Origin of the sequence: Lactococcus sp. bn62 (genome assembly GCF_029492705.2) — a bacterium.
Classification (GTDB): Bacteria; Bacillota; Bacilli; order Lactobacillales; family Streptococcaceae; genus Lactococcus; species Lactococcus petauri.
In genome coordinates this window covers 1,865,419-1,892,397 of sequence record NZ_CP120417.1, presented here as the reverse complement: position 1 = coordinate 1,892,397, position 26,979 = coordinate 1,865,419, and the positions used below count along the sequence as shown (strand labels likewise).

Annotated in this window: 29 protein-coding genes and 1 riboswitch; of the genes, 20 read left to right on the top strand and 9 right to left on the bottom strand. The window is 38.3% G+C overall.

The genetic code is table 11. The features are described from left to right. Positions 1-30 precede the first annotated feature (30 nt). Both P3G65_RS09850 and P3G65_RS09845 read left to right on the top strand, forming a co-directional pair. Positions 31-1,296, top strand: coding sequence for a UDP-N-acetylglucosamine 1-carboxyvinyltransferase (locus P3G65_RS09850; protein WP_019292258.1), 1,266 nt, complete (start codon positions 31-33; stop codon positions 1,294-1,296). Between the two features lie 48 nt (positions 1,297-1,344). Beyond that, complete coding sequence (locus P3G65_RS09845) at positions 1,345-1,560, top strand: YdbC family protein (protein WP_003133281.1); 216 nt, start codon at positions 1,345-1,347, stop codon at positions 1,558-1,560. A 70-nt stretch (positions 1,561-1,630) separates the two neighbouring features. Here the strand turns inward: P3G65_RS09845 and P3G65_RS09840 are convergent, their stop codons facing one another. The 4 genes from P3G65_RS09840 to P3G65_RS09825 all read right to left on the bottom strand — a co-directional run bounded on the left by P3G65_RS09840 (position 1,631) and on the right by P3G65_RS09825 (position 4,101). Then, on the bottom strand, positions 1,631-1,987 hold the full coding sequence (locus tag P3G65_RS09840) for a DUF3397 domain-containing protein (protein WP_019292257.1): 357 nt from the start codon (positions 1,985-1,987) through the stop codon (positions 1,631-1,633). Positions 1,988-2,095: 108 nt separating this feature from the next. Continuing rightward, on the bottom strand, positions 2,096-2,575 hold the full coding sequence (locus P3G65_RS09835) for an aminoacyl-tRNA deacylase (protein ID WP_284071169.1): 480 nt from the start codon (positions 2,573-2,575) through the stop codon (positions 2,096-2,098). 12 nt (positions 2,576-2,587) lie between these two features. After that, on the bottom strand, positions 2,588-3,124 hold the full coding sequence (gene thiT, locus P3G65_RS09830; protein WP_019335383.1) for an energy-coupled thiamine transporter ThiT: 537 nt from the start codon (positions 3,122-3,124) through the stop codon (positions 2,588-2,590). Positions 3,125-3,179: 55 nt separating this feature from the next. Beyond that, positions 3,180-3,278: riboswitch (TPP riboswitch) on the bottom strand. 34 nt (positions 3,279-3,312) lie between these two features. Further along, positions 3,313-4,101, bottom strand: coding sequence for a CPBP family intramembrane glutamic endopeptidase (locus P3G65_RS09825; RefSeq protein ID WP_019292254.1), 789 nt, complete (start codon positions 4,099-4,101; stop codon positions 3,313-3,315). Between the two features lie 77 nt (positions 4,102-4,178). Here P3G65_RS09825 and P3G65_RS09820 point away from each other — a divergent pair, with 77 nt between their 5' ends. Both P3G65_RS09820 and P3G65_RS09815 read left to right on the top strand, forming a co-directional pair. Further along, the gene (locus P3G65_RS09820) at positions 4,179-4,955 is read left to right on the top strand and encodes a CppA C-terminal domain-containing protein (protein ID WP_019292253.1); all 777 of its coding nucleotides are present in this window, start codon (positions 4,179-4,181) and stop codon (positions 4,953-4,955) included. Next, the gene (locus P3G65_RS09815; protein ID WP_019292252.1) at positions 4,952-5,896 is read left to right on the top strand and encodes a serine hydrolase domain-containing protein; all 945 of its coding nucleotides are present in this window, start codon (positions 4,952-4,954) and stop codon (positions 5,894-5,896) included. Before P3G65_RS09820 ends, P3G65_RS09815 begins: the two co-directional genes overlap by 4 nt. Before the next feature lie 73 nt (positions 5,897-5,969). Here the strand turns inward: P3G65_RS09815 and P3G65_RS09810 are convergent, their stop codons facing one another. Then, a complete protein-coding gene (locus P3G65_RS09810) occupies positions 5,970-7,310 on the bottom strand; it encodes an amino acid permease (protein WP_019292251.1) in 1,341 nt (446 codons plus the stop codon). 561 nt (positions 7,311-7,871) lie between these two features. Between P3G65_RS09810 and P3G65_RS09805 the strand changes: the two genes are divergently transcribed. The 4 genes from P3G65_RS09805 to dinB all read left to right on the top strand — a co-directional run bounded on the left by P3G65_RS09805 (position 7,872) and on the right by dinB (position 14,388). Then, on the top strand, positions 7,872-10,982 hold the full coding sequence (locus P3G65_RS09805) for a DEAD/DEAH box helicase (RefSeq protein ID WP_019292250.1): 3,111 nt from the start codon (positions 7,872-7,874) through the stop codon (positions 10,980-10,982). Between the two features lie 134 nt (positions 10,983-11,116). Then, on the top strand, positions 11,117-11,746 hold the full coding sequence (locus P3G65_RS09800; RefSeq protein WP_019292249.1) for a hypothetical protein: 630 nt from the start codon (positions 11,117-11,119) through the stop codon (positions 11,744-11,746). Between the two features lie 50 nt (positions 11,747-11,796). Then, complete coding sequence (gene murC / locus P3G65_RS09795) at positions 11,797-13,128, top strand: UDP-N-acetylmuramate--L-alanine ligase (RefSeq protein ID WP_019292248.1); 1,332 nt, start codon at positions 11,797-11,799, stop codon at positions 13,126-13,128. Positions 13,129-13,290: 162 nt separating this feature from the next. Further along, positions 13,291-14,388 (top strand): DNA polymerase IV, encoded by a 1,098-nt coding sequence (dinB, locus tag P3G65_RS09790; protein WP_019292247.1) that lies wholly within the window; start codon positions 13,291-13,293, stop codon positions 14,386-14,388. Here dinB and P3G65_RS09785 read toward each other — a convergent pair. Further along, a complete protein-coding gene (locus P3G65_RS09785) occupies positions 14,342-14,992 on the bottom strand; it encodes an A24 family peptidase (protein WP_019292246.1) in 651 nt (216 codons plus the stop codon). The two genes, dinB and P3G65_RS09785, sit on opposite strands and share 47 nt — an antisense overlap. Before the next feature lie 110 nt (positions 14,993-15,102). On the opposite strand from P3G65_RS09785, the gene P3G65_RS09780 reads away from it, so the two are divergent. Continuing rightward, on the top strand, positions 15,103-15,549 hold the full coding sequence (locus P3G65_RS09780) for a DNA starvation/stationary phase protection protein (protein ID WP_003133306.1): 447 nt from the start codon (positions 15,103-15,105) through the stop codon (positions 15,547-15,549). A gap of 39 nt (positions 15,550-15,588) precedes the next feature. On the opposite strand, the gene P3G65_RS09775 is transcribed toward P3G65_RS09780, so the two are convergent. Genes P3G65_RS09775 through P3G65_RS09765 form a run of 3 tightly spaced genes read right to left on the bottom strand, consistent with a single transcriptional unit; the run spans position 15,589 to position 17,159 of the window. Continuing rightward, a complete protein-coding gene (locus P3G65_RS09775; RefSeq protein WP_019292245.1) occupies positions 15,589-15,969 on the bottom strand; it encodes a rhodanese-like domain-containing protein in 381 nt (126 codons plus the stop codon). Positions 15,970-15,988: 19 nt separating this feature from the next. Then, positions 15,989-16,954, bottom strand: a complete 966-nt coding sequence (locus tag P3G65_RS09770; protein WP_019292244.1) for an ROK family glucokinase — start codon at positions 16,952-16,954, stop codon at positions 15,989-15,991. Then, on the bottom strand, positions 16,947-17,159 hold the full coding sequence (locus P3G65_RS09765) for a YqgQ family protein (RefSeq protein ID WP_003133311.1): 213 nt from the start codon (positions 17,157-17,159) through the stop codon (positions 16,947-16,949). Before P3G65_RS09765 ends, P3G65_RS09770 begins: the two co-directional genes overlap by 8 nt. A gap of 320 nt (positions 17,160-17,479) precedes the next feature. Between P3G65_RS09765 and typA the strand changes: the two genes are divergently transcribed. The 11 genes from typA (at position 17,480) to P3G65_RS09710 (ending at position 26,821) form a co-directional block, all read left to right on the top strand. Then, entirely contained in the window at positions 17,480-19,321 is a 1,842-nt protein-coding gene (typA, locus tag P3G65_RS09760) for a translational GTPase TypA (RefSeq protein ID WP_019335381.1), read from the top strand. Between the two features lie 78 nt (positions 19,322-19,399). Next, positions 19,400-19,630 (top strand): DUF3165 family protein, encoded by a 231-nt coding sequence (locus P3G65_RS09755; protein ID WP_019292242.1) that lies wholly within the window; start codon positions 19,400-19,402, stop codon positions 19,628-19,630. A 45-nt stretch (positions 19,631-19,675) separates the two neighbouring features. Beyond that, positions 19,676-20,611, top strand: coding sequence for a class I SAM-dependent methyltransferase (locus P3G65_RS09750; RefSeq protein WP_019292241.1), 936 nt, complete (start codon positions 19,676-19,678; stop codon positions 20,609-20,611). An 84-nt stretch (positions 20,612-20,695) separates the two neighbouring features. After that, positions 20,696-21,889, top strand: coding sequence for an acetate kinase (locus P3G65_RS09745; protein WP_019292240.1), 1,194 nt, complete (start codon positions 20,696-20,698; stop codon positions 21,887-21,889). 118 nt (positions 21,890-22,007) lie between these two features. Further along, on the top strand, positions 22,008-23,201 hold the full coding sequence (locus tag P3G65_RS09740; protein ID WP_019292239.1) for an acetate kinase: 1,194 nt from the start codon (positions 22,008-22,010) through the stop codon (positions 23,199-23,201). 90 nt (positions 23,202-23,291) lie between these two features. Next, a complete protein-coding gene (gene pyrH / locus P3G65_RS09735; protein ID WP_019292238.1) occupies positions 23,292-24,008 on the top strand; it encodes a UMP kinase in 717 nt (238 codons plus the stop codon). A gap of 28 nt (positions 24,009-24,036) precedes the next feature. Next, a complete protein-coding gene (gene frr / locus P3G65_RS09730; RefSeq protein ID WP_017368646.1) occupies positions 24,037-24,594 on the top strand; it encodes a ribosome recycling factor in 558 nt (185 codons plus the stop codon). A gap of 111 nt (positions 24,595-24,705) precedes the next feature. Beyond that, positions 24,706-25,566 (top strand): S1 RNA-binding domain-containing protein, encoded by an 861-nt coding sequence (locus P3G65_RS09725; protein WP_019292237.1) that lies wholly within the window; start codon positions 24,706-24,708, stop codon positions 25,564-25,566. 138 nt (positions 25,567-25,704) lie between these two features. Next, positions 25,705-26,220 (top strand): peptide-methionine (S)-S-oxide reductase MsrA, encoded by a 516-nt coding sequence (msrA, locus tag P3G65_RS09720; RefSeq protein ID WP_019292236.1) that lies wholly within the window; start codon positions 25,705-25,707, stop codon positions 26,218-26,220. After that, positions 26,217-26,432: a YozE family protein gene (locus P3G65_RS09715; RefSeq protein WP_003133330.1), complete on the top strand. Its 216-nt coding sequence runs from the start codon at positions 26,217-26,219 to the stop codon at positions 26,430-26,432. Before msrA ends, P3G65_RS09715 begins: the two co-directional genes overlap by 4 nt. Positions 26,433-26,449: 17 nt before the next feature. Next, the gene (locus P3G65_RS09710; RefSeq protein WP_019292235.1) at positions 26,450-26,821 is read left to right on the top strand and encodes a VOC family protein; all 372 of its coding nucleotides are present in this window, start codon (positions 26,450-26,452) and stop codon (positions 26,819-26,821) included. Positions 26,822-26,979 lie beyond the last annotated feature (158 nt).

Genomic DNA, 26,979 nt, shown 5'->3' with positions numbered 1-26,979 from the left:
TAAAACAATAAGTGATAGAGTAATAAATTTATGAAAAAAATAGTAATCAATGGTGGTAAAAGTATCTCAGGGAAGGTAACGATTTCTGGAGCTAAGAATAGTGTAGTTGCCCTTATTCCGGCAACGATTTTAGCTAACGATATTGTTACACTTGAAGGCGTTCCCGATATTTCAGATGTTGCAAGTTTGGTTGATATCATGGAAATCATGGGCGCAAAAATTCAACGTGATACTGATGCGGGTATTTTGACGATTGATACACGTGACGTTGTTTCAAAGCCATTGCCCTATGGTAAGATAAACTCTTTGCGTGCATCGTATTATTTTAATGGAGCACTTCTTGGTCGTTTTGGGAAGTCAACAGTTGGTTTGCCCGGGGGATGTGATTTAGGTCCACGTCCTATGGATCTTCATGTTAAAGCTTTTGAAGCTTTAGGAGCAGAGTTATCTTACCTTGAAGATGCCATGCACCTTGAAGCTAAAGAAGAAAAATTACATGGCACAACCATCTATATGGATATGGTTTCTGTAGGTGCAACAATTAATACAATGCTTGCAGCGAGTACAGCAGAAGGTGTAACCATTATTGAAAATGCAGCACGTGAACCAGAAATTATTGATGTAGCTACACTCTTGAATAACATGGGCGCAAAGGTACGTGGGGCTGGCACAGATGTGATTCGTATTACAGGAAAATCAGAAATGCACGGTGCACGTCATACGGTCATTCCTGACCGTATTGAAGCAGGAACTTATCTTGCTTTGGCTGCAGCTATGGGAGACGGTGTCATCGTTGACAATGTTATCTACGAACACTTAGAATCTTTTATTGCTAAACTTGAAGAAATGGGTGTACGCATGACCATTCGTGAGGACTCTATCGAGGTTCATCGCTCAGAAAACTTAAAAGCTATCAATATTAAGACAGTACCTTACCCTGGTTTTGCGACTGATTTACAACAACCAATCACACCGTTATTACTGAAAGCACAAGGCCGTGGTTGGATTAAGGATACGATTTATGAAAAACGTGTCAACCATGTGCCAGAAATGGCACGGATGGGTGCTACAATCTCAACTGTAGATGATCATATTATTTATGAAGCACCTAATAAGCTTCAAGGTGCTCATGTTCGTGCTACCGACTTGCGTGCAGGAGCAAGTTTAGTTTTGGCTGGTATTATCGCCGAAGGTACAACAACGATTGAAAATATTGAATTTATTCTTCGAGGTTACGATAGTATCATAGAAAAAATGACGGCTTTAGGTGTTGATATTCAACTTATTGAAGATTAATTGTGAAAAGTTAACACTTTTTACGTATCATTAATATAGGAGGTGTATATGGCTGATTTAAAATTTGAAATTGAGGAGCATCTTATTACTCTATCTGAAAATGCTAAAGGCTGGACAAAAGAGCTTAACCGCGTGTCATGGAATGGCATGGAAGCTAAGTATGATTTGCGCCAGTGGTCGCCCGACCATGAAAAGATGGGCAAGGGAATTACGCTGACAGATGAAGAATTTGCTGTTCTTTTGAAAGAACTCGGAAACAAATAAAAAAACCAGTTTTTCTGGTTTTTTTTATGAATCATATATAAAAAGAAAAACCATTAGTATGGTTCTTTTATCAATGCATGTAAATCATGACAATCATAGCGATGTAAAGAGCAAAAGTAATCACAAAAGTAATGCGCCAAAAAAGCTTAAAGAAACGTTTATATTTGAAGTCTTTAAAATAGAACAAATCTAATAGCAATAAGACGAGAGCTAAGAAGGAAAGAATCAAAAAGTAGTAAGGCAAAATATTGATAGCAGTAAATTGCTCTGAAAAAAGTTGGAGTCCAAAAATTAAAAAGAGGACAAAAATATCAGGAATGCGAAGTTTTCGATTAGTCAAGTGGCGAATACGTAAAAATTTAAAAGCGAAAACCAATACGATCCAGCTGAGAAGCGGATATAAAGTGGCAATAATCTTAGGTAACATAGCTTAATTTTAGCGGTTTTGGGTACTTTTGTAAAGTGTTATTTGTCGGAACAATAAATCGAGATGTAAAAATAAAAAGAAAAGCCATAGTTAAGCTTTCCTTTTTATTTAAATTTCACGAATTTCAGCAAATTCAGCTTGTACAAAAGTTGCGAGTTCTTTTGGATTGAGGCGTATAGAACGGCCGACTTCACCGGCAGAAACAATGATTTTATCTGCATCCAGTGCGATGGTATCGATATAGATAGGGAACCTTTTGGTTTGCCAGATACCGACAGGATTATTAGCACCATGGATGTATCCAGTGGTTTTCTGCAAATCTTTTTGAGGAATCATGTGGACCTTCTTATTTCCGGAGACCTTTGCTAATTTCTTTTCAGAAAGATGCTCTGTCAGAGGAAGAATCCCAACGATTGGACCCGTTTTATCTCCTATAAGTGCGAGCGTTTTATAAATGTCACGACGTTGGATGTCTTCAGGCATGAGCTCTGCTTCTAAAGCATTGAGAGCAATCCCTTCATGATTGACTTGACCTTTGTCCAGAATTTGTTCAACTAATGTTTTTTTCAGTTTCTTTTTCTTGCTCATGCGTTCATTATATCACTTTTTCGCTTGAAAAATCTGAGGTGCACTCTTGGAGAGCAGAACAAGGACTAGAGCAGCAAGAGCTGCGGTCGCAAGTCCACTTATTCCATTGACAACAAATGAATAGGGAATAGCCCCCCAGCCTTTCCAAGCATATTGTCCCCAAAAAATAACACCAGCGACAAAGTGCCAAAAATATTTGATAAGAACGCCGAGAAAAGCTACAGCAAAGATTGTACGTGTTTGGCTAGAGTCCTTTTTGCGCAAAACACCAGCTAAACCAAGAGAAATCGGTGCAACAATATATTCAAGCAAGGCCTGTACTGGAGTCAAGATAGTAGCTTGACCTAATACAATCAGAAGTAGGCCAAATACTAGCCCGCCTGTCATGCCCCAAAAGACGCCGCGGCGCAAGGCTAAGACCAGTAAGGGAATAACTGCCAGCTCAAGATAAAAAACTTGAGCATAGTTTATCGAGATGAAACTCAAGACAAGAGCTAATGCAGCAGCAATAGCTGTTTCTGTAAGTTCTAAAACTTTAGAATTAGACATAAAAAATCTCCTTTTGTTGGCACAAAGGAGGGTTAGAGAGAATTGAAGACAGCAGTCCCCTATACAAACACATTCCTACGCTGGTACTAACCAGATCAGGTCAAATGGTGTTTCTCAGCTCTTGGTTTCCCTTAGAGCACCCATTGTGCAAATTTTTAATTTTACAATCTTAATATACCATAAGATGTTTACTTTAGCAAAAATGTCATACTTATTCCCAGAAAATTCCAAGCCATATGAATGGCCATATTGAGGTAAAAATTTCGGTATTTAAAATAGAATGTGGTTAACACCAGACTCATTGAGCCATAAACAAGCCAACTGTAAAGATCTGTTGGACTGTGCATACCTGCAAAAAGCAGAGCTGCTGTCATGAAAGCTAAAAATTTATTTTTTGTGAAGAGAACTTCGAAAGGGCCAACACGGTAAGTGAGTTCCTCAAAGAAACCGGCAAAAATCGTTTGGACAGCAAAGATGCCTAAAGGAATAACCTGGGCGAGACTATTCAATGCCTCTTGATTTTCTGTACTTGCGTGTAAACCAAGCGCCTGTGCTAAAATGTTGACACAGAGTGAAACTAAGAAAAGCGCACCAAATCCGAGGGCGATTTTGCCCAAGGGAAATTCTTTGATAGCAATCGGTGGAATAATATTACGGCGGCGAGCAAGAAAGTAAGATAAGCCAAGAGCAATAAAGAAAATCATAAAAAAGATCACTTGGTCAAGAGAAGAAAAAGCTCTTCCAGAATGCAATTGGCTCATGAGTGACGTAGCAAAACTTGGCAATAAAGAAAGTACAAAGAAAGCAAGCCAGATTGATTTTTTATAAGTAAAAATTAAACTAATTAGATAAAGAAGGAGGCTGAGTCCTAACCATTGCCCCCAACCAGCCCGTAAAGAAAAAGGAAGGGCAAAGAGAAGAGCAGGAAGAATTGTCCAGGTCCAAGGTTTTTTAATAAGGTCTCGAAATTTAATCATAGAACAATTCTAACATATAATCATTGATAATTTGTATAAGTTTTAATAAAATATAAGAAGATAAATGGAGAATCAGAATGAAAGAATTCATAAATAATTTAGAAGTTTGCTTACCAGGCTACCGTGTACTCAATCGCGAAGAAAATTTAAATTTTTATCGTGATGTGCTTGGCATGAAAGTCTTGCACGAAGAAAATGCAGAAGTTTTTTTATCTGGTTATGCAGCAAAGCAACCAAGGTTAATCTTAGAGGAATCACCAGGTGTAGTTCCAGTTCAAGGTGTGAAAAAACATGGACGTACAGTCATCCAAGCTGATGAGGATGAAATCGAACAGCTTTTAGCGCGCAATCTGGACCAAGTCACACATCTTTATCAGGTAAAAGACAGTTGGGCTTTTGAAGCTGTTTCTCCAGAAAGTGATGTTTTTCTGATGGTATCTGTAAATGATTGGTCAGACTTAATGGAAGTTGCTAAATCTGAAGTTGACTTTGATGAGGGAGAATTTACAGGATTATCCGATTTCGCTATTAAAGAAGTGCAAATTAATATTGCTGAAAAGTCTATTATTTCAGAGTACGAAAAAATTCTTGGTGTAAAAGCGCAAGGGAATCTTTTAGATCTTGCTGGCTTGCATCTGGTCTTTTGTCAAAATGATGAACCTGACTTGACAGCTAATATGGATGAAAAGCTAGACCTGATGCTTTTACGTTTTCAAGTGTCGCCATCTTTTGATTTGGCTCAGTTTGCAGATGATTTACCTGATGAAAAATTGTATCTGGATAAAAAAGCAAAGACATTGGCTATTGACATCCCACACCACATGGAACTTTGGTTTACAAAACAAGGCCTATGAAAAGTGAAGAAGAATTTTTAGCGACAATTGATGACTATGTGGCAGAAGCAATTTTCCCAGGCTGCCAGATTGCTATTGTAGAAGGAACAAAGGTTCAAGAGTTTGTTCGAGGCAATCAAGCAATACTTCCACAAGTCGAGCCATTGGTTGCAGGGAAAAAATGGGATTTAGCTTCCGTTTCAAAAGTTGTAGGTACAGGAACAGTAGTCATTAACCTCGTTTTATCAGGAAAGTTAAGTCTGGATGCTCCGTTTACGGATTATTATCCTGATTTTCATGATGAGAGCATCACTTTGAGACAGCTTCTTACTCATACAACAGGTATCAATCCGTTTATTGAAAACCGTGATAAGTTAGATTTTAAAGGTTTAAAAGAGGCGATTGACCATATCGAGGTAACGGAAGACAAAAGTTGTCACTACACAGATATTAACTTTATTTTGTTGGGCTTTATGCTTGAAAAGCTTTATGGGAAATCTTTAGACGTAGTTTTTAAAGCAGAGGTTTTTGAAAAGTGGGACATGTCTGCCACATCTTTTGGTCCTGTTACCAATGCTGTACCCACAAGTCTAGATACGAGAGTGGGAACAGTTCATGATCCAAAAGCAAAAGTGTTAGGAAAACATTGTGGATCAGCAGGGCTTTTTGCACCCATGAATGATTTAGTGAAATTTGTTCAAGGTTATTTTTCAGACACAAAATATTTGGCCCTACAGAAAAATTTTGCAGCGGGTCAACGTCCAAGAAGTTTAGCTTGGGACTTCCTACATGACCAATGGTTACTGCACACAGGTTACACAGGAACTTTCATCCTGATGAATCTGGAAGCAAAAAAAGCGGTGATTTTCTTATCCAATCGTGTGCATCTGAAAGATGAGCGGGCACAATGGATTGCAGATCGCGATGTATTGATTGAAACACTCATAAAAAATTTAAGCTGACAGTCCTGTCAGCTTTTTTTACTACCACATAAAAAAACATTTTCCTTTTAAAAAGGAAAATGTTTAATATTTCTTAACTGATATTGTCTACAGGATCGTTCTTTTTCCGATAACTGATTAATATAATAAAGTAAAGTAGTGCGGTAAAGAGGGTTACTCCAATAGGGTTAGTAGTAAGGATACCAAAGAAAATCAATAACAAAGCAATAAGAGCAATAAGACTCATACTCATAGTACCTAGAGCTTTGGCCTTACGCGCCAATAAGAAGCCTGCAAGACTAATTAAGAACCAAACTAAAAGGACAGTGTAAGATAAAGAACCAGCGAGATAGTTGAATAAGCTGTCTCCTAAGAAGTAAGAAAGAACAACACCAATATACAATGTCCCAGAGCAGAAGAGCACAGCTCTTTGAGGAACCTTGCTTTTATTTAAAGTAGCAATTTTTTGCGAAAACTTCCCTTTATGATTTTTTAAGCGGAAGAATAAAATTCTTGAAGAGGCATAAATGCCAGAGTTGATTGAAGAAAAGAGCGCCAGAATAATAATGAAATTAATGATATCTGCAGCAAATGGAATATGCATTTTGTTAAAGACCATGACAAACGGGCTCATTGTTGATGTTGCCAAGTCGTTCCAGTTGTAGATAAGGAGCAAGAGGAACATTGGGACGATATAAAAAGAAATGATACGTCCAATAACGCCTCGGATAGCGCGCGGGATAGCAGTTTTAGGATCTTCTGTCTCACTAACAGTAATGGCAATGAGTTCAGAACCACCGTAGGAATAGATAACAATCAATAAAGAATTGATAACGCCTTTAAGTCCGTGTGGCGCAAAGCCACCATATTTTGTCATCCCTGAAAATGCAGATATCAAGTTGGTATTAAAAATGTTTTGTGCAACTAAAATGACACCAAAAATAATAAGAAGAATGATAACGCTGATTTTGATAAAAGCAAGCCAGTATTCCGTTTCGGCAAAGAATGTTACTGACAGTAGGTTAATAAGTGACGTTAGGATAGCGATGAGTAAGACAAAAGCCCATGAAGGGATATTAGGAAACCAAAGCTGTATAAAGCTAGCAGCAGCGACAGCTTCGGCAATAATATTAATCATCCAAAGTGACCAATACACCCAGTCGGTAAAGTCGGCCGCATGGTTACCCAGATAAGGTTGAACCAAACCTGAAAGGCCATGTGGTTCATCCGAGCTGAGAACTAATTTTTCTAAGCTCTTCATCACAAAGAATAAAACCACGCCTCCGATAAAGTAAGAAAGAAGGACAGCAGGACCAGCAGATTCTATAGCGGAAGCGCTCCCTTTAAAGAGTCCAGCCCCAATTGCTCCACCTAGAGCAATCATAGTGATATGGCGTGTTGCCATTCTCTTTTGTAAATTTTGATTATTTTCCAATTATAAATTCCTCTCGTTATAAAAATAAATATTTTTAATTTAAAATTCTAAGTCAAATTAAGTCTCCTCTCATTTTATTGTCACGTTTGAGTAGCAATAATCGTTAAAAATAAATTAAAAAAAGATGCCCAAAGGGACATCTCTTTGCCCCTTTTTGACCAACGCCAAAGAGGACTCACACCTTTACTTTCCAGTACTTAGTGTGAGCCCATAATCAACAACAAAACTGTGTGATAAGCGTTAATCATTTTTTGAGCCTCTTTATTTTAATAGTGTAAAGTATAATACAAATAATACAAAAATTCAAATTTTTGCACAAATTAAAAAATTAAAAGTGGACTTAAAAAATTTTTATGTCAAAAGGTTTTTACATTGACTTACACTGAAGGAACTAAGTCTTAGAAAAAATTTTTATTGAAGGCGGACATACGTTTTTTATTAGGGCATTCGTGAAAAAATTAGCCAAATATGGTATAATGTATGCACATTTTAAAGGGATTTAGAAGAAAAAATAGACGGAGAGTTGGTGCAAAAAGGCATCAAAAATAGGATAAAGATAAAATGAGCAGAATGATGCCAGCACGTGTACGCAGTGAAGGAATAGCCCTGTATAGTCAGGGGCTTTTAATTGATCCGTCAATAGAAGATTTTAAACTTTCTGCAGAGGTTGCAGGAGAACAAGTAATTTACGATATGGATGGAGCGCAGGACTATTGTTCTTGTGCTGATTTTCAGCGTAATCATCGCTATTGTAAGCACATTGCTGCAGTAGAAGAATACCTCAAGAATGAAAATAAAGAAATCGAAGACGATAAAAAAAATATAGAAAAGATTGAGCTAGTGGCAAATGATGAATTGGCTGCCAACGCTGCCTTTTTAGATGCCTTGAATGGGGAAACACAAGTTAATTTCGGAGCAGAGCAATTTTCGATTGAAGTACATGTTGAAGATAATTCACAACTCTATGATGTTTTTTCTATGGATTACTTCATGTATTTTGACTTACGCTTATATAGCGAACGTTTAGGTAGGGCTTATGTGATTAAGGATATTCCATATTTTTTGAGAACATTGCAAAACTTTGGACAATATTCGCTTGGTGCTCTTCACTATGTTGATCTCTTTTTTGATAATTTCGATGAAGCCAGTCAAGACTTTTTGAATTTCTTGCTTAAAATACATGGCAAACTTGATGCCCAAATGGCCAATCAACTATATATTAAAAATGGACGTTACCTCAACTTCCCTTATCTTTTTATTGAAGAGGCAATGGATTTGGCTTCTAACTTGTCACGTTTTAGCTTGAGATTATCAGGTGCATTGGTTAACTATTTCACCTTCGTTACTCTTGACGAAGATTCAGAAATTTTTAAATTTAGTGTGACAAGCCAAAGAGACTTTATTGAGCTAAAAATCGAAGATAATGCTTTCAGTTCCTTTTACAGTGGTTCGCTTTTATATTATAATCATGTTTTTTATAAGGTTGACCATGAACAAAAACGGTTGTTACAGCTGGTTCAAAAAGAACTTGAGGGTGCAAAACATAATCAATTTTCATATATGGATAAGGACAAAGTAGCGCAAGCACTGCAACAACTTTCTAGTTTAGGTCAAATCTCAGCTCCTGAAAATTTTGTTATTCGCCCCTTTACACCGATTTTTAACTTTGCTAATCCTGATGGACAAAATATAGAACTTTCGGTTCAATTTGATTATGGAAATTTTAAAGTGGAACACTTCCATGAATTAGAAACACTCGAGTTTTCAAGAGACTTACGCCTAGAAAATAAGATATTTACGCTCATGGCTCGTTTTGGTTTCACACGTTCTTTTACAAGTTCTGTTACGCTTTCGGCACAATTTGCAGAAACTTTCTTTATTAAAATTTTGCCCCAATTCCAGAAATTAGGTCAAGTAAAACTGTCTCCTGGACTAATGGATATGAAAGTCGATGAAGTGCCGGAAATCATGATTGATCGTCGAGGAGGCTTGTTGGATATCGCCTTTGAAATGCCAAGCATTGGCGAAAATGAATTTGCAAATGTTATTGCACAACTGCAAAATAATGCGGAATATTATGTCAGTGAAAACGGAAAATTATTTATCTTTGACCAGAAGTTCAGTGAGTTGAAATCGGCTTTACGAGAACTGGATGATAATTTTACTATTAGTGGAACGAGCTTAGAAGTCAATGTGACACGTAGCTTCCAAGTTTCTAAAATATTTGAAAATATTTCAAGTAGCAATTTTTCGAATGAATTTAAAGCCTTCTATGAACACTTAACGCACCCAGAAACCTTCCCTTACGAAAAACCTGAGCATGTCAAAGCAGAACTGCGAAGTTACCAGGAAACAGGAGTTCGTTGGATGTCTATGTTAACGCACTATCACTTAGGAGGTGTGTTGGCAGACGACATGGGGCTGGGTAAAACAGTACAAGCAATCACCTATTTACTATCAAATCTAAAAGAAGATGAAACAGCCTTAGTCACTGCTCCTGCCAGCCTTATTTACAACTGGGCCAGTGAGTTTGAGCAATTTACGGACACGGTAGATTATGTGGTTGTTGATGGGATGAAGGCCGATCGTGATGCTTTGATTCACGGGAAACATCAAGTTTATATTACAAGTTACGGAAGTTTCCTTAAGGATTTCGATGATTATCAAGACAAGAAGCTTAACTATCTTCTCTTGGATGAAGCACAAGCTGTGAAAAACTACAGCAGTAAAACAAATAGAGCACTTAGTCAACTGAATGTTGAGCATACTTTTGCTTTATCAGGAACGCCGTTGGAAAATCGCTTAGAAGAAATTTGGGCTATTTTCCAAGTGGTAATGCCTGGCTTTTTACCAAAACGGGAAACATTTAATAAGATGTCGCCAGAAGTTATTGCCCGTATTATCCATCCATTTATTATGCGTCGTAAAAAAGAAGAAGTTCTGACAGAGTTGCCTGATAAGATGGAAATGACCTTACGCAATAACATGGTTGAAGAGCAAAAGCTCTTATACTTAGCACAATTGGAATTGATGCAACAATCTGTCCGTCAAATGGACAGTGCGAGTCTTAAGAAATCACGTATTGAAATTTTGGCAGGAATCACACGACTCCGTCAAATATGTAATACACCGGCACTTTTCATGGACAATTATGAAGGTGGTTCTGGGAAGTTAGACAGTTTGATGGAGCTTTTAGAGCAAGTCAAGGCTTCTGGTCATCGCCCTTTGATTTTCTCACAGTTTACCAAAACCTTCCCTTATATTGAAGAAGCCATGGAAAAATTGGATCTCACAGCTTATAAGCTAACGGGTTCAACTCCAGTCAAAGAACGGTTAGAAATGGTACAAGCCTTTAATGCTGGAAGTCGTGATGCTTTCCTCATCTCACTGAAAGCAGGTGGTGTAGGTCTGAACCTTACAAGTGCTGATGTTGTTATCCTGGTCGATCTCTGGTGGAATCCAGCGGTTGAGGAACAAGCCATTGCAAGAGCTCATCGTATGGGGCAAAAGAGTACTGTTGAAGTCATTCGCTTGATTACACAAGGAACGATTGAAGAAAAAATCATGGAGATTCAGGAACGTAAAAAAGATTTGATTGCAAATGTTTTAGACGGTGATGTGATTGATAAGACGCTCAGCGAAGCAGAAATCAGAGAAATTTTGGGACTATAACTTTAAAAATCACTGAAAATGCGATATAATAATAATTGAAACACTTACCTAAGAAAAAAATAAGATTAAACAAACTTTTTAAGGAACGTAGAGGAAAAGTTTCAAGACAAACAAAAAATTAAGTAGGGCAAGCAATGAACGAAGGAAGAAGAGTCGTATTTCCAATCATAGATGATGATGAAATGCTTGAAAAAGACACACGCGTCATCATGACAAATTCACAACTGATTACTAAGAATCCTAGTCAACAAGACGAGGCTTCTTTTGGTGGTGTTCAAATGTCTGATAAAAAACGTTCAGATGTCTATAAGCCAATAAAAACAAAGGTCAGCTATAGCACTCAACATCGTCCATTAAATAGCAATCATAGTGGGTATAGTTCTTTTGATAAAATGCCTAAAAAAACGAGTGTTGATGAATCAAAAGAAAAGGCCAAAAGAGAAGCAGCGGTACCTCCTAAACGTCCAAAAGGCTATGTTCATCCGCTAGAGCGTGATAAAGATGATTTTTCTTTGCGCCGTTCATCAGCAGTACTTAATGCAGCGAAACCGGCATCGAGTGAAAAGAAGACAATCGAACAAAAGCCGATGTCTCCAAGACGTCCAGCCACTAATAATCCGATTCGGGATATGAAAAAACGAGGATTAAACCTCGATGAAGCTATTATTTCTGGCTCTCCTCAAAAAGGAGAAGATAAGGCTAAAACTGCAAAAAATGAGTATTTCGATAATAAACGGAAGAACTTATTTGACCGCGGACTTTAAATAAAAGAAGGAGAAAAGATTTCAGTTCCGACTGAAATTTCTTATTTATCATGGAAAAAGTATATCATTTTATAGGAATTAAAGGCTCAGGTATGAGTGCACTCGCTCTTATGCTCCACCAAATGGGTAAAAAAGTACAAGGCTCGGATACAACTGACTACTATTTTACACAACGTGGACTTGAGGAAGCGGGTATTCCTATTCTTCCTTTTGACGAGAAAAATATTACACCAGAAGTTGAGTTGATTGCAGGGAATGCTTTCCGTACGGACAATAATGTAGAAATTGCTTTTGCTGAAAAAAATGGCTTCACTTTTAAACGTTACCACGAGTTTTTAGGTCATTTCATGGAAGATTTTATCAGTGTTGGGGTTGCGGGGGCGCATGGTAAAACTTCAACGACAGGAATTTTAGCTCATGTCATGAAAAACGCTGTGGATACGTCATACTTGATTGGTGATGGTACAGGACGTGGAAATGCGGACAGTGAGTATTTTGTTTTTGAATCTGATGAATATGAACGTCACTTCATGCCTTATCATCCAGAATATACAATTATTACAAATGTTGACTTTGACCATCCTGATTATTTCCAAAATATCGATGATGTAGCCTCTGCATTCCAAGACTATGCTCAAAATATTAAAAAAGGTATTTTCGTTTTTGGAGAAGATCCTTATTTACGTAAAATTACAGCAGAAGCACCGATTTACTATTATGGTTTTGAAGATGGAGATGATTATCAAGCAAAAGATATCATCCGCTCAACACGCGGCTCATCTTTTGATGCTTATTTCCGCGGTGAAAAAATCGGACACTTTGTCGTGCCTGCTTATGGGAAGCACAATATTGCAAATGCTTTAGCGGTAGTTGGTGTAACACATCAGCTTGGCTTGGATATGAATGATATTGCTGATCATTTGTTGACTTTCTCTGGTGTAAAACGCCGATTTACAGAGAAAAAAGTTGGCGAAACAATCATTATTGATGATTTCGCACATCATCCTACCGAAATCGAAGCAACGATTGATGCAGCGCGTCAAAAATATCCAGATCGTGAAATTGTAGCCGTTTTCCAACCTCATACATTTACACGAACAATCGCCTTTGCAGATGAATTTGCTCAAGTCCTTGATTCTGCAGATACTGTATATCTTGCTGAAATTTATGGCTCTGCGCGTGAAGTTGACCACCATGAAATTACAGCACAAGACCTTGCGGATAAAGTACGTAAGCCTGCTCGTGTTATTTCAGTGGAAAATGTTTCGCCACTTTTGGATCACAACCGCGGTGTTTATGTTTTCATGGGCGCAGGCAATATCCAACAATATGAAGCAGCCTTTGAGGATTTGCTCAGTCAGTTGACAAAAAATACATTGTAAAAACAAAAAGACTTCCTCAACAGGAAGTTTTTTTATTTGTTAAAGTAGAAGATAAATGATTTAAAAGTAACAATCATTATCCCCAAAAAACTAGCACCATTAAATTATATACCCCAATCTGTAAACCTATACCGCTTATCAGCTCTATGATATAATAAAAGTATGCTAACATTTCCACTGGTCAATGATACGTCACGAAAAATCATCCATATTGATATGGATGCCTTTTTCGCTTCAGTAGAAATACGGGACAATCCAGAATTAAAAGGTAAGCCTGTGGTTATCGCACGGAATCCACTGGAAACAGGAGGACGTGGCGTTGTTTCAACGTGTTCCTATGAAGCTAGAGCCTTTGGAATCCACTCGGCTATGAGTGCAAAAGAAGCTTATGAACTCTGTCCACAAGCTGTTTTTATCAGTGGAAATTATGAAAAGTATCGTGCCATATCAGAACAAGTGCGGGAAATTTTTAATCGTTATACTGATGAAGTAGAAGCGGCATCCATTGATGAAGCTTATCTGGATGTTACGCGAAATAAGATCGGATCAACAAGTGCAATCAAAGTGGCGAAACTTATACAGCATGATATTTTTATTGAGCTTGGTTTGACTTGCTCAGCGGGGGTTTCCTATAATAAATTTTTAGCAAAAATTGCTTCGGATTATGAAAAGCCCCATGGTTTGACTGTCATCCTGCCCGAGGCAGCAAAAGATTTTCTAGCAGAACTGCCAGTGGAAAAATTTCACGGTGTGGGTAAGGCTACTGGAGCAAAGCTGCATGAGCTGGGAATTTTTACCGGCGCGGAAATTCAAGCAGCTGACCCATTACTCTTGGCTGAACGCTTTGGGGTTTATGGTTGGAATCTTTTTTTGAAAGCCAATGGTATTCATCATGCTCCAGTTGTGACAAGTCGTCAAAGAAAGTCAGTAGGTAAAGAAAGAACTTATAGCAAACTCCTCTATAATAGTGAAGATATCAAACAGGAACTCGCTAACCTCTCCGAACGCGTCTCTACTAATGTGAAACGCCATCAACTTCTGGGTGATACAGTTGTACTCAAGTTACGTTACTCTGATTTTAAGACAATTACGAAACGCAAAAAACTTTCAGAGAAGATAAATGAAGCAATTACACTTGCACATGTGGCTCAGGATTTACTGGAAGAGATTGATTATGATGAAACAATAGGAGTCCGCCTTCTTGGAGTGACCCTTACGGGATTTGGGGCAGAAGAATTACGATTAGATATGCAAAACTGAGAAAAGGAATAAAGGGGAGTTTTTTCCTTTTTTTAATGAGTAAAAAACATAGGCCAAACATACAAGCCAGTTGGATAAGTAGGAGGATTTCTTCTAAAGATACAGAAAAAGATACCAAGAAAAGCCAGAGGAAGTCGCCAGCACCAATCCCAATATTGATAAAAAAAGAAACACAAGCAAGACCGAGCCAGAAATAGCTTATGGGACTGATAGGAAAGAAAATAAAAAAACAAGCAGTAAAGCCTAAACCAATATTTAAAGGATAAGAGTAAGTATCAATATCAAATTTGCTCAAAAGTAAGCTTATGAAGAGGGTTAAAAAGTGGAGTAAGTCTAAATCAAACCAAAGTGCACCAAAGAGAATTCCGGTAAGAAATTCTAAGATAAAATAACTGTAAGAAAATTTTTCTCCACAAAAGGCGCACCTACTTTTAAAGATGAATTGAGAGATTAAAGGAAGGAGTTGCCACCATTTGAGGACTTTTTGGCAAGAACTACATTGTGAACGCCCAAAAATAATTGAGGCTTCTGTATCCCAGCGCTCACTTACTAGACCGAGGAAAGAGCCAAAGATGGTCCCGATAATGAAGTAAAATATAAGCATGTTTATTAATACGATAAAAAGATAAAAAACTCACAATCTTAAGCAGAATATTTTATAATTGACCTCTTTTTTTATATAATTGTAATAGAAATAAAAAATTGGAGGTTTCTATGTCTAAGGAAAAAACACAAGAAGTTTTGAATCAAACAGTTGCAGATTTATCTCAAGCAGCAGCACTTGTTCATCAAACACACTGGTATATGCGTGGTTCTGGTTTCTTGACTTTGCATCCTAAAATGGATGAGTTCATGGATGGACTTAACGAGCATTTAGATGAATTTGCTGAACGTTTAATTACGATTGGTGGTTCACCAGTTTCAACGCTTAAAGAGTTTGATGAGAAGTCAAAAATTGAGCTTCAACCAGCAACTTGGGATAAATCAATGTCTGAACGTTTGCACGGTGTCTTGGATACTTACAAATACTTGGCTAAACTTTTCCAAGAAGGCATGGATATTGCTGAATCTGAAAATGATGCAGTTACTGTTGACCTTTATACAGTTGCACTCGGAGATGTTGAAAAAACAATCTGGATGCTCGAAGCAGAACTTGGATAATAAAAAAGACCTTACACACGCGGTAAGGTCTTTTTTTTTTTATCCGTTTTTAATTTTTCCAGGCCAGTTGTTCAAGCCAGTTTTAAGAATATAAACTTCTGGTACGCCAGCTTTTTTGAGTTGTTTAGCAACTTTGACTGAAGCTGTTGGTTTACCATTTTCATAAAGTAATACAGGTTTCTTTTTGTTGATTGCGTTCAAACTTTGTTCTATTTGAGAAGCAGGTAAATTACGAGCACCAAGGATGTGTTTTACTCGGAAATCTGCTGCTTCGCGTACATCGATAAGTTGCGAAGTAGCCATCAAACGTTCAAATTCAGGTGCTTCAACGACTTTGGCGTTGCGTTTGAGTGTCCAACGTGGATAGAGAAAAAAGACAACAATGAGGGCTAAAAGTATAAAGTCAATGATCCAGATCATTTAAGTTCTCCTAAGATTATTATTTGAATTTTAAAGCAAGGCTTGCGGCACCGATGATACCAGCATCATTGCCAAGCTCAGCAAGTTTAATTTTTGTAGAATCACGTACTGTTGAAAACGAATATTTTTGGAAATAAGTTTCAACTTTAGAACGAAGAAACTCTCCAGCAGCAGAAACGCCACCACCGATGACAATAGCAGCAGGATTTAGGGTACTTCCAAGGTTAGCACAAGCAAAACCAAGGTAATAAGCAAATTTATCCACAACGCTAAGTGCAAAGGCATCACCTGCTTCTGCTGCAATAAAGATGTCTTTTGAAGTTACTTCGTCACCATTGTCGATACTTGCTTTAATTTGGCTGCTTCCTTCGTATTCTTCAGCGAATTTTCTTGCAAGACGTACGACGCCAGTAGCAGAAGTGACTGTTTCTAAGCAACCATGGTTTCCACAAGTACAAGCAAAACCATCATGTGGTTCTACTACGATATGTCCGATTTCACCGGCAGCGCCAACAACACCGTGGATAAGATTTCCAGCAGCAACAATACCGCCACCAACTCCAGTTCCTAAAGTGATAAAGACAACATCTGGCTGATTTTCACCAGCTCCGACCCAACGCTCGCCTAAAGCTGCAACATTTGCATCATTGTCAAGAATGAATGGTAGGCCGACGCCTTCGCTAATAGGCGCACCAACTTCTTGAGTATCGGCCCAGTTAAGGTTAAATGCACCTCGGACAGTAGCAGCTTCAATATCTACTGTACCAGGCGTGCCCATTCCAATACCAATAAAGTCAGACTTATCCAAGTTGTAAAGATTTAAACGGTGATTGATAGACTCAATGATATCAGGGACAATATGTTTTCCGTCACTGAGAATATTTGTCGGGATAGCCCATTTATCTTGAACTTCACCTTCAAGTGTCAAAATACCGAACTTGATAGAAGTTCCGCCGAGGTCAATACCAATAATTTTGTTAGCCATTTAGTTTTTCCTTCTCAATTCTTTCTTCACGACGTAAAATAAGTTGGGCAGTGAGGTATTCTTTATCACTTTTCTCAAAAATCCCCTGTTCAACCATATTTGTAAGTTCCTGTTGCATAAAATAAATCGCATCTAAGCGATTGGTCATGAAATTAATAAAACCGTATTTTTTTAACAATTCCTGTACATCATAAAGTGTTTTCATTGTTCTATTTTACCCTAACTGTAAGCGGTTTTCAAGTGTTGATAAGTTTTTAAGTGACTTTTTAGTCGTTATTTTTCTTAACCAACTGTTAACTTGTTTGGACTATTTCAAAAATATAAACTAATTTTCATAGTAGGAAGTGAGTCAAATTTGTTAATTTTATCCCTTAGAAAACTTGTAAACGCGTGCATTTTCGCCTTTGACAAAAAGTGTGCTATAATAAATCTGATATATTGTTTGGGCGCACCATAAAAGCTAGCGTTCAAGCTACGGAGACGCGATTTCCGTATGAATTTTTCGAAAGAATAGGTAGAAATAAATTGACTAAATTACGCGAAAACATCAGAAACGTTGCGATTATTGCCCACGTCGACCACGGTAAAACAACTTTGGTTGATGAGTTACTTAAACAATCACAAACGCTTGATGCCCGTACAAACCTTGCTGAACGCGCAATGGACTCTAACGCCCTTGAACAAGAACGCGGGATCACAATCCTTGCTAAAAATACAGCTGTAGAATATGGCGACACACGCATCAACATCTTGGACACACCAGGACACGCGGACTTCGGTGGTGAAGTAGAACGTATCATGAAAATGGTCGATGGTGTTGTTCTTGTCGTAGATGCTTATGAAGGTACAATGCCTCAAACACGTTTCGTGTTGAAAAAAGCTTTGGATCAAAACTTGACACCAATCGTTGTCGTGAACAAGATTGATAAACCATCTGCACGTCCACAAGAAGTTGTAGATGAAGTGTTGGAACTTTTCATCGAACTTGGTGCCGACGATGATCAATTGGACTTCCCAGTTGTTTATGCTTCAGCTATTAATGGATCATCTTCATTGAGCGATGATCCCGCAGATCAAGAAGCAACAATGGATCCAATCTTTAATACAATCATCGAACACATCCCGGCTCCTATCGATAACTCTGATGAACCTTTGCAATTCCAAGTTTCTCTCTTGGACTACAATGATTTCGTGGGTCGTATTGGTATCGGACGTGTTTTCCGTGGCACAATTAAAGTTGGGGACAATGTAACACTGTCTAAACTTGATGGTTCAACTAAAAACTTCCGTGTAACAAAACTTTTTGGTTTCTTTGGCCTTGACCGTCAAGAAATCACTGAAGCAAAAGCAGGTGACTTGATTGCTGTTTCTGGTATGGATGATATCTTCGTAGGTGAAACTGTTACACCTACAGATGCCATTGAACCATTGCCAGTTCTCCACATTGACGAACCAACACTTCAAATGACTTTCCTTGTAAATAACTCACCATTCGCAGGCCGCGAAGGTAAATGGGTAACTGCACGTAAAGTTGAAGAACGTTTGCAAGCAGAACTTCAAACAGACGTATCACTTCGTGTTGAAAATACTGATTCACCAGACAAATGGATCGTTTCAGGTCGTGGAGAATTGCACTTGTCTATCCTTATCGAAACAATGCGTCGTGAAGGCTATGAACTTCAAGTTTCACGTCCAGAAGTTATCGTTAAAGAAATTGACGGTGTAGAATGTGAACCATTTGAACGTGTACGTATTGATACACCTGAAGAATACCAAGGATCAATTATCCAAGCCCTTTCAGAACGTAAGGGTGACATGTTGGACATGGAAATCACAGGTAATGGTCAAGCACGTCTAGTCTTCTTGGTTCCAGCACGTGGTTTGATTGGTTTCACAACAGAATTTATGTCAATGACACGTGGATATGGTATCATGAACCACACATTTGACCAATATATGCCAATGGTTAAAGGAACAATCGGTGGACGTAGCCGTGGTGCTTTGATCTCTATGGACCAAGGTTCTGTAACATCATATGCTATGGGATACGTACAAGAGCGTGGTGTTCTCTTTGTTGAAGCGGGTACAGAAGTTTATGCAGGTATGATTATCGGTGAGCACTCACGTGATAATGACTTGACAGTTAACGTTACAAAAGCTAAACAACAAACAAACGTTCGTTCATCTAATAAAGACTCAACTTCAGTCCTTAACGCTTCTAAAATCTTGTCTCTTGAAGAATCATTAGAATTCTTGGGTGATGACGAATACATGGAAGTAACACCAGAATCAATCCGCTTGCGTAAACAAATTCTTGACAAAGCAATGCGTGAAAAAGCAACGAAAAAGAAAAAAACTGCTGAATAAATAATAGTTTGCATATGGCGCTTGAAACAGCAGAGGAATTTGAGGAAAGACTAAGAAGCCAAAAATAAGGAGAAAAGCATGTTTTATCTGATACTTTTAGTTTTATTTGCCTTGGGCTATATCTTTTTAATGCCGAAGGATGTGAGAAGAAGTGCAGATATCTTTGTTTTTGCATCTGTGTCTGTCCTCATCGTGGCTGTAGCCATCGGTCAAGCGGTCAGTCACCGTGCTGCTTTATATGAAATTGCAATGGTGATTGCACTCTTAGCCCTCGCTGTTAAGGCTCTTGTGGAAATTGAAAAATTATAAAATAAGAAATAGTTTGTCTCGGGCAGACTATTTTTTGGAGGTTACATGGATATAGAGAAAATCGAAAAAGCCTTTGGATTAGTTCTTGAGAATATTATGGCAATTCAAGCAGAGCTCTTGACTGATTTTTATGATGCTTTTGTGGAACAAAATGCAGCTTACTTAGGCGCTTTAGAATTTGCGTCACTGACGAAGGAAAATAATGATAAGGTTCGTTCAATGAACCTCACGAAAAGTGAATGGCAAAAGCTGTTTCAGTTTGTTTTGCTTCAGGGGTCACGTGTCGCACCAATGCAGGCAAATCATAATTTAACTCCGGATTCTATTGGTTTCATCTTTAATTTTATCATTGAGGAGTTACACAAAGAAAGAAAGATTCGTTTACTAGAATTTGGCTCAGGAACGGGGAATTTGGCGGAAACTCTTTTGGTTCACATGCAAAAAGAAGTAGACTATGTTGGTTTTGAAGTAGATGACCTCTTGTTGGATTTGTCCGCTTCAATGTCAGAAGTCATGGGAACAGAAGCAAGTTTTCTCCAAATCGATGCCGTTAAACCACAGCCCTTGGAACCTGTGGATGTTGTGATGAGTGATCTCCCAGTTGGTTATTATCCAGACGATGAAACAGCCAGCCATTTTCAAGTGCATGACAAATCAGAACATACCTATGTGCACCATTTAATGGTTGAGCAATCTTTCAAATATCTGAAAGAGAGTGGTTTTGCGCTCTTCTTAGCTCCAGATAATCTTTTGACAAGTGCACAGTCTGAGTTTTTGAAGGCTTGGATTAAAGAGCATGCGCATGTTGCTGCAGTTATTACATTACCTTCATCACTCTTTAAAGGTGCAGGGAAATCAATTTATTTATTAAGTAAAAACCAGACAAATACACCGACTTTTGTTTACCCCTTGTCTGATTTAGCAGACCGTTCTATTTTGCAAGAATTTATGTCTGAGTTTGTGAAAAATGTTAAGATTTGACCAAAAACTCTTGGCCAGTCACTGCCTTCAAATTGGTTTTGTGATATAATTTAAGAGAAATTTGAAAGAAGAAGGATAGATAAAATGACAAAAACTCTTGCGGTTAATGCTGGTTCATCATCAATGAAATGGCAAATGTATGAAATGCCAGAAGAAAAAGTTCTTGCAAAAGGTTTAATCGAACGTATTGGCTTGAAAGATTCAGTCACAACCGTAAAATTTAATGATCAAAAAGAAGAACGTGTGTTGGATATTGTAGATCATACACAAGCCGTTCACATTTTACTTGAAGACTTGAAACGTTTCCATATTGTTGAAGAATTTTCAGAGATTGCAGGAGTAGGTCACCGTGTTGTCGCTGGTGGAGAGTTATTTAAAAAATCTACTTTGATCGATCAGGAAGTACTGAAACAAATTGAAGAGCTTTCACCGCTTGCTCCCCTTCACAATCCAGCAAATGCTGCTGGTATAAAGGCTTTCTTGGAGTTGTTGCCTGAAGCAACAGCGGTAGCTGTTTTTGATACGGCTTTCCACACAACAATGCCTGAAAAAGCTTTCCGTTACCCATTGCCTAAAAAATATTACACTGAAAATGCAGTGCGTAAATATGGAGCACACGGAACTTCACACATGTTTGTGGCACAAGAAGCTGCAAAAATGTTAGGCAAAGATATTAAGGATACAAAAATCATTACTGCTCATATCGGTAATGGGGGCTCAATCACTGCTGTAAAAGGTGGCAAGTCCATCGACACTTCAATGGGCTTCACACCCTTAGCAGGCATTATGATGGGAACACGTACAGGCGATATGGATCCTTCTGTTTTCCCTTATCTTATTGCTAACGACGATTCACTCAAGGATGCTCAAGACGTTGTCAACATGATGAATAAAGAGTCAGGACTATTTGGTGTTTCTGGTTTGTCTTCTGATATGCGTGAAATTATTACTGCTCGTGATGCTGGGGATACAGATGCAGCCTTAGCATTCGAAATGTATGTTGATCGTATTCAAAAATTCATTGGTCAATACTTGGCTGTTTTGAACGGTGCCGATGCGATTGTATTTACAGCAGGTGTAGGGGAAAACTCAGCTCCAGTACGTGAAGGCGTCTTAAAAGGTTTGTCATGGTTTGGTATTGATGTCGACTTCTCTAAGAATGTTTTTGGATTTGAAGGAGAAATGTCAACACCAGAATCACGCGTTAAAGTCTTTGTTATTCCAACTGATGAGGAGCTTGTAATTGCACGCGATGTTGAAGCGGCAAAAGCGAAATAAAATAAAACGGCGTGTAAAATGCCGTTTTTTTAATATTTCTTTTAAGATATTTTTTAAAGTTATGTTATACTAGTAAGACAAAAAGAAAACACTTACATATTGAAGGGATTTTTAAAATATGGAAAAAACACTCGCTGTTAACGCTGGATCATCATCACTAAAATGGCAACTTTATGATATGCCAGAAGAAAAAGTTATTGCTAAAGGTATTTTTGAACGTATTGGTTTGAAAGATTCTATTTCAACAACGAAGTTTGATGATCAAGTGCATAAAAGAGAGCAGGATATTGTTGACCATCGTCAAGCAGTCTTGCTTTTGATGGACGAGTTGATACATTTTAAACTCATTAGTAGTTTCCGTGAGATTACAGCTATTGGTCACCGTGTTGTTGCGGGTGGAGAATTTTTCAATACGTCTACTGTAATTACTCCTGAAGTTTTAGAAGAGATAAAAAACCTTTCAACTTTAGCCCCTCTCCACAACCCAGCAAATGTGCTAGGGATTGAGGCTTTTAAACGATTACTTCCAGATGCATTTGCTGTAGCTGTCTTTGATACAGCTTTTCACACGACATTGCCAGAAAAAGCCTTCCGTTATCCCATTCCAACAAAATACTATACCGACTATGCTATTCGTAAATATGGAGCGCATGGAACTTCACACATGTATGTGTCACGTGAAGCAGCAAAAGTTTTAGGGAAACCACTAGAAGACTTAAAACTTATCACCGCTCACATTGGTAATGGTGCTTCGATTACTGCTATTGAAGGCGGAAAGTCTGTTGATACTTCAATGGGCTTCACACCACTAGCGGGTGTTATGATGGGCACACGTTCAGGAGAAATGGACCCTTCGGTGATTTCTTATATGCTTGAAAGTGATCCTAGCCTACGGTCAGCGCAAGATGTTATTGATGTGCTCAATAAAAAATCTGGCTTACTTGGTGTATCAGAGTTTTCAAGTGATATGCGTGACCTAGAGGAAGCACGTAACGCTGGCAATGAAAAAGCTATCCTAGCTTATGAAATGTTTATTGACCGTTTGAAGAAATTTATCGCACAGTACTTCGGGGTCCTCAATGGAGCAGATGCACTTATCTTTACAGCAGGTATTGGGGAAAACGATACTGATGCTCGTCGTGATATTGTAGCAGGCTTGTCCTGGTTTGGTATGGAAATTGACCCAGAAAAGAATGTCCGCGGGGCGAATGGCATCATTTCTACTCCAGAATCACGTGTTAAAGTTTTGGTTATACCAACAGACGAAGAATTGGTTATTGCGCGTGATGTTGAAGCTGCAAAAAATAAATAATCTTGTTAAAAGACCATATGGTCTTTTTTTCAGCTAAATTTTATGGTAAAATAGTAGGGATAAAAAAGAATAGAGAAGAGATAGGTAACTATGGCTGATATTAAATATAAACGCGTACTTTTGAAACTTTCTGGCGAAGCTTTAGCTGGAGAAAAGGGTTTTGGAATTGATCCTGAAACAGTGAAAAAAGTTGCTGAAGAGCTCAAAGAAGTATACGCTCTTGGTGCAGAAATCGCCATTGTTTGTGGCGGTGGAAATATCTGGCGCGGCGTGACCGGTGAAAAGATCGGTATGGAACGTGCCCAAGCAGATTATATGGGCATGCTAGCTACAATCATGAACGGCTTAGCTCTTCAAGATACACTTGAAGCACTTGGCGTACCTACTCGTGTTCAAACAGCTATCGAAATGAAAGCTGTTGCAGAGCCTTATATCCGTCGTCGCGCTGAACGACACCTTGAAAAAGGTCGCGTCGTTATTTTCGCAGGTGGAACAGGTTCGCCATACTTCTCCACAGATACAACATCAGCACTTCGTGCAGCAGAAATTAATGCGGATGTTATTTTAATGGCTAAAAATGGTGTCGATGGTGTCTATAATGCAGATCCAAAACTTGACGAAACAGCAGTTAAATTTGACAACCTTACACACATGGACGTTATCACAAAAGGTCTTCACGTTATGGACTCAACGGCTTCAACAATGTCAATGGACAACCACATTCCACTTGTTGTCTTCAATATGAATGAATCTGGAAACATTAAACGTGTTGTTCAAGGTGAAGAAATCGGAACAACTGTAGAATAAATTTATAATAAAATAAAAAGGAAAAATCATGGCAAACGAAATTATTGATAATGCAAAAGAACGTATGAATAGCTCATTGAACAGCTTGCAACGTGACCTTGGTCACATCCGTGCAGGTCGTGCCAATGCGAGCTTGCTCGACCGCATCTCTGTGGAGTACTATGGCGCACCAACACCACTAAATCAAATGGCATCAATCACAATTCCAGAAGCGCGTGTTTTGATGATTACACCATTTGATAAAACAATCTTGAAAGATATCGAGCATGCCTTGAATGCCAGTGATATTGGAATTACACCAGCAAATGATGGTTCAGTTATTCGCTTGGTTATCCCAATGTTGACAGAAGAACGTCGTAAAGAGTTGGTTAAAGAGATGGGTAAATACATCGAAGGTGCAAAAGTTGCAATCCGTAACATCCGTCGTGATGCTATCGATACAGCGAAAAAACAAGAAAAAGCAAAAGAAATCACAGAAGATGATTTGAAAGTACTTGAAAAAGACATTCAAACTATAACAGATAATGCTGTTAAAGAAGCAGATAAAATGGCTGCTGAAAAAGAAAAAGAACTTTTGGATGTTTAAGTTTGTATCGTCATTTGATTGTAAAAGATTTTATTCTATATAATCGAGAGAGAGCAAAAAAAAAACAATCAGAAATAAACGGCTCTGCGGAGCCGTTTTTAAGGAAACAGAATGAATAATTTATTAGCAACAACATTTTCAGCGATTATTACAGCTGAGAATGATCAATTTTACTTTTTGCAGAAAGATGATAATATCATACGTCTTGCAAAATCAGAAGGCGAACACCAGGTAGGGGATATCGTCACAGGTTTTGCCTATGTGGATAAATCTGACAAAATGTGCATGACAACGCAAGAACCAACAGCAACACGTGAAAAATTCGGCTGGGGCACAGTGACCGATGTTCGTCGTGACTTGGGCGCTTTCGTTGATATTGGTTTAGCTGGGAAAGATATCGTGGTTTCGCTTGATGATCTTCCGCTACCAGAAGATAAAGATCAATGGCCTAAAAAAGGGGATAAGCTCTTTGTTAAAATCGTCGTTGATGCGAAAGATCGTCTTTGGGGTAAATTAGCTTGGCACCAAGATTTCTGGGAAATGTCAGGACCGGCCTATGACAATATGCAAAACCAAGACTTACGCGGGATTGTTTACCGTAACAAAGAAACGGGCTCTTTCGTCTATCTTCCAGATAATAATATGCTTGGTTTCATCCATCCTAACGAAGCTTTTGGCACACTCCGTATCGGGCAAGAGCTTCAGGTACGTGTCATTGGCTTCCGTGATCAAGACCGTAGTTTAAACCTTAGTGCGAGACCACGTGCTTATGAAATGTTGGATGCTGATGCACAGATGATTCTCGCATATCTTGAGAGTATGGGTGGAAAAATGCCTTTTAATGATAAGTCAGCGCCAGATGATATCAAAGCGACATTTGGTATATCTAAAGGACAATTTAAAAAAGCGCTTGGCGGTTTGATGAAGAATAAAAAAATTAAACAAAGTCCAGAAGGTACAGAGCTCATTTGATAAAAACACTAAAAAGTTGGATTCATCCAGCTTTTTTTCCCATAAATAAAAGCCGTTTGGAATTTAAAGAAAAAAATAAGTGCATGATAGAGTGAGTTTTGTTATAATATCTTCAACTAAGAAGAACGGGGAAAGAGTATGAGTAAAGAAAGAGCAATATTTGCCGGTGGCTGTTTTTGGTGTATGGTACAGCCCTTTGAGGAACAAACAGGGATTCTTGCTGTGACAAGTGGTTATACAGGCGGTCATGTTGATAATCCAACTTATGAGCAAGTTTGCAATCATCAGACAGGCCATACTGAGGCAGTGGAGATTATCTTTGATAATGAAAAAATCACTTACAAAGATTTAGTGGAACTTTACTGGGAGCAGACCGATCCAACCGATATGTTTGGGCAATTTGAGGATCGTGGCGATAACTATCGTCCAGTTATTTTCTATACTGCTGACTCACAGAGAGAAGTCGCTGAAAAGTCAAAAGAAGCACTTCAAAATTCTGGACGTTTTGATCAGCCTATTGTTACCACAATAGAACCCGCACAAAAGTTCTGGCCGGCAGAGGATTATCATCAAGGATTTTATAAAACAAATCCTGAGCGTTATGCTTTGTCTAGCCGTTTACGTCATAAGTTTTTGGAGGAAAACTGGAAATGAGACAGCCTTTTTATACTTATTTGATGCGTCATCGGGCGCCAGTTGAGGTGGATGACGTTACACGTTTGGCTAATCTTGCCTTTGCGGATACACAGTTTCCCAAACAATCGAAAGACTTTGACGAAGTGTCCACATACCTGGAAACCTATGCCCCTTTTTACTTTAACTTGGGACTTTTTGACGATATCTGGGCAATGTACCTAGAAGCCTAAAAATGGAGGAAAACACAATGAAAATGGCACACACCTGTTACCGCGTCAAAGACTTGGACGCTTCAATCAAGTTTTATCAAGAAGCTTTTGGTTTTGAGGAAAAACGTCGTCGTGACTTTTTAGAATATGAATTTACTTTAGTTTATTTGACTTTACCTGGTGATAACTACGAATTAGAATTGACTTATAATTACAATCATGAAGCGTATGATTTGGGTAATGGCTATGGACATATTGCTATTTCGGTTGATAATTTGGAAGAACTGCATACAAAACAAAAACAAGCAGGGTTTGAAGTTACCGAACTTAAAGTCCTTCCTAACTCCGACACACGCTATTACTTTATTATTGATCCAGATGGCTATAAGGTTGAAGTGATTGCAGAGTAAATAAAAAAGAATAAAAAGACTGAATTATTTCAGTCTTTTTTTGATTTTCGCCTAAATGTAGCAGCCGCATTTTTCAAGCTTAAAGTATTTCTACTTTTTCATGAAAACTAAATGTAGAGGGAAAATTATCAGAGGATTCTCGTGTTAGACTAATAAAT

Coding starts and splice junctions, on each gene's coding strand:
- P3G65_RS09835 (WP_284071169.1), bottom strand. CDS start 2,575: ATGAGCAAGAAAAAGAAACTGAAAAAAACATTAGTTGAACAAATTCTG.
- P3G65_RS09805 (WP_019292250.1), top strand. CDS start 7,872: ATGAGCAGAATGATGCCAGCACGTGTACGCAGTGAAGGAATAGCCCTG.
- P3G65_RS09770 (WP_019292244.1), bottom strand. CDS start 16,954: ATGGCTAACAAAATTATTGGTATTGACCTCGGCGGAACTTCTATCAAG.
- P3G65_RS09725 (WP_019292237.1), top strand. CDS start 24,706: ATGAATAATTTATTAGCAACAACATTTTCAGCGATTATTACAGCTGAG.
- pyrH (WP_019292238.1), top strand. CDS start 23,292: ATGGCTGATATTAAATATAAACGCGTACTTTTGAAACTTTCTGGCGAA.
- P3G65_RS09850 (WP_019292258.1), top strand. CDS start 31: ATGAAAAAAATAGTAATCAATGGTGGTAAAAGTATCTCAGGGAAGGTA.
- frr (WP_017368646.1), top strand. CDS start 24,037: ATGGCAAACGAAATTATTGATAATGCAAAAGAACGTATGAATAGCTCA.
- P3G65_RS09800 (WP_019292249.1), top strand. CDS start 11,117: ATGAACGAAGGAAGAAGAGTCGTATTTCCAATCATAGATGATGATGAA.
- P3G65_RS09820 (WP_019292253.1), top strand. CDS start 4,179: ATGAAAGAATTCATAAATAATTTAGAAGTTTGCTTACCAGGCTACCGT.
- P3G65_RS09745 (WP_019292240.1), top strand. CDS start 20,696: ATGACAAAAACTCTTGCGGTTAATGCTGGTTCATCATCAATGAAATGG.
- msrA (WP_019292236.1), top strand. CDS start 25,705: ATGAGTAAAGAAAGAGCAATATTTGCCGGTGGCTGTTTTTGGTGTATG.
- P3G65_RS09710 (WP_019292235.1), top strand. CDS start 26,450: ATGAAAATGGCACACACCTGTTACCGCGTCAAAGACTTGGACGCTTCA.
- dinB (WP_019292247.1), top strand. CDS start 13,291: ATGCTAACATTTCCACTGGTCAATGATACGTCACGAAAAATCATCCAT.
- thiT (WP_019335383.1), bottom strand. CDS start 3,124: ATGTCTAATTCTAAAGTTTTAGAACTTACAGAAACAGCTATTGCTGCT.
- P3G65_RS09740 (WP_019292239.1), top strand. CDS start 22,008: ATGGAAAAAACACTCGCTGTTAACGCTGGATCATCATCACTAAAATGG.
- P3G65_RS09815 (WP_019292252.1), top strand. CDS start 4,952: ATGAAAAGTGAAGAAGAATTTTTAGCGACAATTGATGACTATGTGGCA.
- P3G65_RS09785 (WP_019292246.1), bottom strand. CDS start 14,992: ATGCTTATATTTTACTTCATTATCGGGACCATCTTTGGCTCTTTCCTC.
- P3G65_RS09845 (WP_003133281.1), top strand. CDS start 1,345: ATGGCTGATTTAAAATTTGAAATTGAGGAGCATCTTATTACTCTATCT.
- P3G65_RS09765 (WP_003133311.1), bottom strand. CDS start 17,159: ATGAAAACACTTTATGATGTACAGGAATTGTTAAAAAAATACGGTTTT.
- murC (WP_019292248.1), top strand. CDS start 11,797: ATGGAAAAAGTATATCATTTTATAGGAATTAAAGGCTCAGGTATGAGT.
- P3G65_RS09780 (WP_003133306.1), top strand. CDS start 15,103: ATGTCTAAGGAAAAAACACAAGAAGTTTTGAATCAAACAGTTGCAGAT.
- P3G65_RS09775 (WP_019292245.1), bottom strand. CDS start 15,969: ATGATCTGGATCATTGACTTTATACTTTTAGCCCTCATTGTTGTCTTT.
- P3G65_RS09750 (WP_019292241.1), top strand. CDS start 19,676: ATGGATATAGAGAAAATCGAAAAAGCCTTTGGATTAGTTCTTGAGAAT.
- P3G65_RS09755 (WP_019292242.1), top strand. CDS start 19,400: ATGTTTTATCTGATACTTTTAGTTTTATTTGCCTTGGGCTATATCTTT.
- P3G65_RS09715 (WP_003133330.1), top strand. CDS start 26,217: ATGAGACAGCCTTTTTATACTTATTTGATGCGTCATCGGGCGCCAGTT.
- P3G65_RS09840 (WP_019292257.1), bottom strand. CDS start 1,987: ATGTTACCTAAGATTATTGCCACTTTATATCCGCTTCTCAGCTGGATC.
- P3G65_RS09825 (WP_019292254.1), bottom strand. CDS start 4,101: ATGATTAAATTTCGAGACCTTATTAAAAAACCTTGGACCTGGACAATT.